At 45.9% G+C, this 6,180-nt stretch carries 5 protein-coding genes; 4 read left to right on the forward strand and 1 reads right to left on the reverse strand.

Annotated elements, in window-relative coordinates; genetic code table 11:
- Positions 1–44 precede the first annotated feature (44 nt).
- From B3P22_RS22800 to B3P22_RS22815, 4 genes are read left to right on the forward strand one after another with little or no spacing between them, the layout of a single operon-like run.
- Positions 45–1,502, forward strand: coding sequence for a tyrosine-type recombinase/integrase (locus tag B3P22_RS22800; protein ID WP_158545574.1), 1,458 nt, complete (start codon positions 45–47; stop codon positions 1,500–1,502).
- Between the two features lie 8 nt (positions 1,503–1,510).
- Positions 1,511–3,481: a hypothetical protein gene (locus tag B3P22_RS22805; protein WP_146602986.1), complete on the forward strand. Its 1,971-nt coding sequence runs from the start codon at positions 1,511–1,513 to the stop codon at positions 3,479–3,481.
- Positions 3,478–5,505, forward strand: a complete 2,028-nt coding sequence (locus B3P22_RS22810; protein WP_146602985.1) for a hypothetical protein — start codon at positions 3,478–3,480, stop codon at positions 5,503–5,505. Before B3P22_RS22805 ends, B3P22_RS22810 begins: the two co-directional genes overlap by 4 nt.
- Complete coding sequence (locus B3P22_RS22815; protein ID WP_178082916.1) at positions 5,502–5,954, forward strand: hypothetical protein; 453 nt, start codon at positions 5,502–5,504, stop codon at positions 5,952–5,954. The genes B3P22_RS22810 and B3P22_RS22815 overlap by 4 nt, the downstream gene beginning before the upstream one ends.
- Here B3P22_RS22815 and B3P22_RS22820 read toward each other — a convergent pair.
- Positions 5,938–6,180, reverse strand: a 243-nt coding sequence (locus B3P22_RS22820) for a hypothetical protein (RefSeq protein ID WP_296272624.1), incomplete at its 5' end; no start/stop codon positions are given. The genes B3P22_RS22815 and B3P22_RS22820 overlap by 17 nt on opposite strands.

Genomic DNA, 6,180 nt, shown 5'->3' on the forward strand with positions numbered 1-6,180 from the left:
ATGTATGACGATGTGGACAGAACCGACTGGCACGAATGGCACTCATGTCGCGCAATCAGAAAAAGAGAAAAACCGGGCAAGACCGTTATGACTCAAAAGCACGGCGCGTTCTTATCCCTCAGTTTCGTTTGTTAAAAGTTCAATTTCTCGAATCCCATGCTGAGGCAGCTCCTCTTGGCCGGCATCTGCTTGATTATAAAATTTCAGAGAATGATGACGGATACTACCCAAACTTCCCAGTAATTATTCAAGGCAATGGTGAACCCTGGAGAATAGCGAACCTCTACTTAACCACTAAACTTCAGCGCGAAAGTGGCTATGAGTCTAGAACTTTCAGAAGCATTGCAGACCACCTTCTCGACTACCTACGCTTTCTAGAAGATGAAAACCTGGACTACCTTCACCTCCCCAAGAATAATCGCCTGAAAGTCACCTTCCGCTACAAGAAGCACCTAATAGAATTGCGCGACAACAGCGAGCTATCTTCAAGCACAGCGAGCGCTCGAATAAATGCGGTAGTGAATTTTTACCGTGGAATAATAGATTGGGGCCTGATCAACGAAGAGGAACTTGAAAATGAACCTTTTGAGGAGATCCTTAAGCAAATTAGCATAACCTCTAAATTTGGCACAGAAAATACAGTAAAAATTAAATCTCACAACCTCGCCATCAAAACATCGAAGGGGCAGATTCAGTCCGAGTACATCAATGATGGAGGACTATTGCGCCCGCTCACTGTGACCGATCAAGTGATCGTGTTAGAAGCACTGCTAAAGTCGTCTCGTGAGTATCAGCTAATGTTTTATTTCGCTCTATTCACAGGCGCCCGTATTCAGACTGTAGGAACCTTACGAGTCAAGCACCTTCACGGAAAGCTCGATGGAAATGGGTATCTGCGACTTCCAATCGGAGCTGGAACGCTCATTGACACTAAGCGCGGAAGACAAATGACGCTGCTTGTGCCGGGCTGGCTCGTGAAAGATATGTTGATTTATAGCCGTAGCGCCGAAGCCATAAAGCGGCGCAAGCGTTCATTTTACAACGACACAGAAGATAATTATTTATTCCTGAGTAAAAACGGCACCCCTTATTACACCAGCAAAAAGGAGTTGTTTGACAGGCGCGACACAAGCGTAAGCAGGAATACACATATCAAAGATCGCGCACAGCAGATGTCAATTCAAGATGGTGCTGCTCTGCGCCAGCATATCCGAGAAATACTATCTCCGCGAATACACATTGATAACCCTGACTTCCAAGATTTCTCATTCCATGATCTGCGTGCCACATTTGGCATGAATTTGCTGGAAAGCCAGTTACAGCAAATTGGAGATAAATCCGTTACTACTGCATTGGACTATGTGCAGCAACGCATGGGCCACCGAGACAAGACAACGACATTGCAGTACCTAAACTATAAGTCTCGCCTGGAGTGGAAGACCCACATCCAAAACGAGTTTGAAACAAAACTGTTCGCCCACATTAACAGCCCGTCCTCTTGAAAGCGCCAATGGACCAGAACTTTACGTGTCGCCCTATCGTAATAGTTGATCATAACGATTGCGATTTCGAAGTACTTCATCCCCAATCGATTATTATCGCCGGCGACAATATTGCAACCAATGGCAAACGCTATCTTGACTTCGGCTCACTATGTTATGTGCGCCGCAAAGATCGAGCAAGCAAAAATAGATATAGCAACTATGACGGCGTCAAAGTTGATCAGACCTCGCTAGACATTAATCGCCTCTCCGTCGTGAGCAAGATTATAGAGCTTGCCAGATTCAAACAAAGCTTCGCATCGGCAATTGGATTACATGCAACCTCAAAATGCTTTTTTGACTGGATGGATGCGCAAAAACAAAAATACTCCATTAATCAAGCTGAATCCATTAATGAAGCCTATATCGAATATACTCAACATTTACTTCATAGGGTGAACACCTCCTCCATCAGAGGTGGGGCTATTAAATTAGCCACGGCATCAAAGCTTCAAGTTGCCGCGCGTTCAGTGGTCACCTTCGCGACTGGCATGCACGACAAAGAGGTTATGGCGCTAGCCACCATTCTTCCTCAGGTACATGGTCAGGACCATGTCAATTTGAAGCAGCCTAGCGCAGATATCCAGGCCAGGACATTTGCAACGCTGGTTAACTTTGTGGAAGAAGCTCATCGCATATTAGTAAATGGCGGTGATTTTCCGATGCGCCTAGTTTCACCAGGCAGCGAACCTTACTATCTATACAGCCTACATCAAGGATCAGAAAAGACCAATAACGCAAAATTCAGCGTTCTTCGCCTGCTCGATGAGACCCCGCAATTTCCAACATGGGAAGAAGTGCAAAATCACTATAATATTTCTGGACCAAGGTGGAAAAACTTTCATCAACAATCAAACTATGAAAGTTTAAAAAGAAGACATGTAGAAAGTATTACAGATCTAAGATCCGATCTGAGGTTGCAGATAGCGAACCATGCTATGACTGCCGGAATGCTAGCATTCATTGCTGCAACAGGCTGCAATCTAAGTGTTGCACAGAACCTTGATGTTAATAATTCGGAAATCGTACCAAGCACACAAGGTCAAAGATTTTACGGCACCAAGCCTAGAGCGGACGGAAAATCAGTCACCCCGGAATTCGGGGCGCGATTCATCCCAATATTCGAGAAGATTCTTGAGTTGCGGAAATGGATTTTAAATGGCAAAGCATGCCACCTTGTGTTCCCAATTTCACCCAAAAGAACGGACACCATTGGTTATATAGGAACTAGCGCTTTCCAGACACTTAGAGCAGTATTTAAAAAATACCACCCCAACATTACTTGGGTGCCAGCCGTCCAGTGGAGAAAAAATTTAAGTTACCAATACATTAGCAGTAGCGGTGGCGATACTGCCTTGACGGCAGAAAAACTGGGTAATACCGAGAAAACCTTGCGGAAGAATTACTCCAGACCAGCACTTGAAGATTTTGCCAGTCAAATGGCCGAACTCTTTGAAGCAATTCACTTGGCGGCAGTAGCCCGCACACGCAATTTAGATCTTATTCCCGTGCATATTACGGCTGAAAAACGACTTGATGCGGTTACGGGCATTGGCAGTTGTGAGAAAGGGTCTGCGACTGAGCCGCGGCGGGCCCCTGGCTTCACAGATCAGGCGCCACAGCCATCTTGCCGTGACCCCGAAACATGCTTGTTTTGTGATTTCTACGCAGTCCATGCAGATGAAGAAGATATACGCCGATTAATATCGCTGCGCTATCTCGTTCAAACTGCGAAATCTCAGCTTGACCATGAACATTGGGAAAATAAATTTGGCCCGACCATTCATCGGATCGAAGAAATCTTAACAGCCATTAATGACACAGACACGACTTTAGAAGAAACCATCAGCCGCGTACGCAATGAAGTCGAATCTGGATTACTTGACCCTTTTTGGGCAATACACTTTGACACATTGGTTTATGTAGGAGCGGTCACTTGAACATCATTTCTAACCTCACGTTCAGCGAAGGGGAAGAAAACCGACTCCCGGACAGCTATACCCATCTCTCATCTTATCTTTCTCCCGATGATGATTTTGTGGTGTCGCGCGGACTAGATGGCTCAGTTGTTTCGCGCTTTAGCCACGACACCTGGGATGTCCGCATGTATGACGCCAAAAATAAATGCGTCTATAACTTTTCATCATGGTGCCCATCACCAACCAGTGATCTGGCGCAAAGCATTAAGCGCGAATTGAAGATAATGCAACTTGCGCGCCTTTATCTGGCTGGAAAGCCTCGAAAAGTTAACTCCGTCAGGATGATGTACCCGCGAAAGCTGGCAAAACTCGCATTTAACAACAAAGCATCCCTCACCGAACTATTCAACAATTCCGCACATCACGCCTCTATCTTATCAAGCTTCTCCACGCTTTCGCCTGCTACAATGAAGTTAATGCTGGCTGTAATAAGAGAGTTATTTGAAATACGAGCCAAGCATCCAGATTTCGAAATTGCCCCGGCCAACTACGGGCTCATAACTTGCCTGGAGGAAATCTACAACAAATTCCCCAAGGCAAAATTAGATGAACCACAACAAACCAAGCTTATTCCCTCAAGAATATATGGAGAGCTTATTTGCGCCTTAGGCACCATGCTAGATATTTTCAATTGTCATTCCGCCAGAATATGCTCATTATATGAGCAGCGTATTGGCAATCCGCAATATGGAGTTCCGCAAGCACATCACAATAGAAGCAAGGAAACTATTCCCTGGTCAGACGCAATAAGCCAGCATGGACTTACATCGCTATTAGAACAGTTATCCATCACAAATTGGCGACTACTAAACTTCTATCTTGGAAAGATACAAGCCGCCGCCAAATATTGGATTCATTTATTTTCTGGCATGCGAGACAACGAAGCAAACTTTTTACCTGCCGATTCTTACACGTCAATTGATACAGGCGATGTCTCCTTCCAGATTTTGCAGGGTTACACGTCAAAGTTCTCCGCTCAAAACCACACCGCAACTTTTTGGGTTACGCACAATATTGTAGAAAAAGGTATCAATGCAGCCAGTGCTGTCGGCAGAATAGCAGCATTAAAATGTGGATGGGACGACACGAATAAAAGGCAGTTTCCTCTTTTCCCAGGAAAAGTTGCTAGAAAGGAAGGCAGCGGATCCGCAAATAAACACACCTGGCACTTTGAGTGTGCTCCAACAGCCGGAAGTATCCCTGATTCAACCCAACGTGAACTGCTTGCAGGCATTCCTGCCCTATGTGTACGGGAGGAAGATATTTGCGAATTAGAGAGGTTCGACGGGTTCCGCAACTGGCGCGACGATCCTACTATAAAAATTGGCGAGCCGTGGCCACTAGCAACTCACCAATGCCGTCGCTCGCTTGCAGTTTACGGAGCTCGCTCAGGTCTGCTTTCACTCGGAGCAAGTGCGCTGCAATTTAAACAACTAACAGAAGCAATGGCCTCGTATTATCGAAAAGACAGCATCTTTGCTGTTAATTTTCTCAATACGGATGATGCACAGAACTGGATGGATGAACTGGAGCACGAGCGCAGGGTAGCTCAGTTTATTCAATATGAGGCAGATGTGATAAATACCACTAATCGCCTGTGGGGTGGAGAGGGAAATCGCATCCAAGTAGCGCGCGATAAAGGCCAGCCTTTGGTTATTACTACAGATAGATTATTGACTCAAAGAAAATTTTTGAAAGGTGAAATGGTCTATAAGACCGGCCCAACTGGCGGCTGTACTAACACGGATCATTGCGACAAAATCGCGTTCACTAGCATTTTTGCGTGCCTCGATTGCGATAAATCAATTCTTGATGATAACCGCAGCCTGAAGAGTATCAAGCGCGGCGTGAATAACCTGAAACGCGAGCAGGCCCTGTTTAATCCAAAGAATCCGCAGTTCAAGCAACTTGAATCAGAAATCAACGCGCTGTACGAAAAGCTCGAAAAGCGTGGACTTCGTGAAAAAATGGAGGCGATGGGATGAGTGCTCTCGAAGATTACCGCGCCGCGCTACAGCGGCTAATCGCGGACAAAACGTTCAATGTTCCCAAGGGTTCTGCGATAAATAAGGATACGGTCGCTCTGGAGGCAGGTCGAAAGCGAGGTTCGATCAAAAAGAGCCGAGAGGAACATGCACAACTTATTGCCGAGATAGAGGCTGCTGCTGCCGCTCAGAATGAGCAAGCTAAGCCGACCCCTACTCAAGAAGTCGAGAAGCATAAAGCTCTTAAAAAGGCTGCTCAGGTCAAACTTGGAAGTCTAAAAGAGGATTACGAATTGGCCCTTACCAAGATCGTTTCGCTGGAGCACGAGAACCATATTCTTAAGGGGCAAATCCAGGAGCTTACCGAGGAAATTCGGAGGAACAATAAAATCGTTAGAATTACCGAAGCAAAAAACGCTCGTAAACTACATCCTAGTAAAGAATCCTAAGGAAGGTCTGAAGTAGCTGGGTATTTCGCGTCAACTTCAGCCCTTGCCGATTTTGAAAGCGGGCAATCGTGTTGCCGCTGACCGAAAACTGACCCAGTAGGGGCTGTTCTGCCGACTGAAAACTGACCCAGGTGTTCAACTGCTTCTGCTCAATTTTTGAGCAGGAGAACACAGGGTGATCAGTATGGAAATGATGGGCAAAATCCGCCGGATGTATTTCCGCGAC

This window comes from Pseudomonas sp. UBA6323 (assembly GCF_002439135.1).
GTDB lineage: Bacteria > Pseudomonadota > Gammaproteobacteria > Pseudomonadales > Pseudomonadaceae > Aquipseudomonas.